Raw genomic sequence first — 524 nt, forward strand, 5'->3', positions numbered from 1 at the left:
GTGACGTCCAGGATCGAAACGGCCTCGGTGTCGTAGCTGATGTTGAAAGTGTCGGAAGTGGCGTCGGTGTCCAGAATCGAGCACTTGAACATGGCAAACGAATCCACCATGGAAGGAGTGACCGTCAAGGTGGCCGCAGTTGCTCCTGCGATATCCTCCCAGACGGTCCCGTTGATCGATTTTTTCCACTGGTAGTCGAGGTTTGTCGTGTCCTTGGTGGTGCCGCGGATGAGCTCAGCCTTCACCGAGAGCGAGGAAGGGCTGTGGTTCTTGAACTGGCTGCCGCCGGTGGCGTAGGCCCGGGCAACCACGAATGAGGTTCCGTTTGCCACCCGAGAGAGGGTGATGACGATCGTGACGGGAAAGGCGAGGTTCAGAACCGGGTCGGTGTAGGTGCCGCTGAATTGGTAGTCGATTTGCCACACATCGGTCGTGAGTTTGTCCTCGCTCACCGTGAGTACCCCGCTGGTGGCATTGATTGTCTCACCGTTGGAACCGCTGGTGACCGTAGTCCAGGTGGCAGA

The 524-nt window shown here is 58.2% G+C and carries 1 protein-coding gene; it reads right to left on the reverse strand.

Annotated elements, in window-relative coordinates; all coding sequences use genetic code 11:
* The coding region (locus ACODJP_RS13780; protein WP_422482477.1) for a hypothetical protein at positions 1 to 524 on the reverse strand (524 nt) is incomplete at both ends.

Source organism: Pleomorphochaeta sp. DL1XJH-081 (assembly GCF_049310885.1).
Lineage (GTDB): Bacteria > Spirochaetota > Spirochaetia > Sphaerochaetales > Sphaerochaetaceae > CAYZJV01.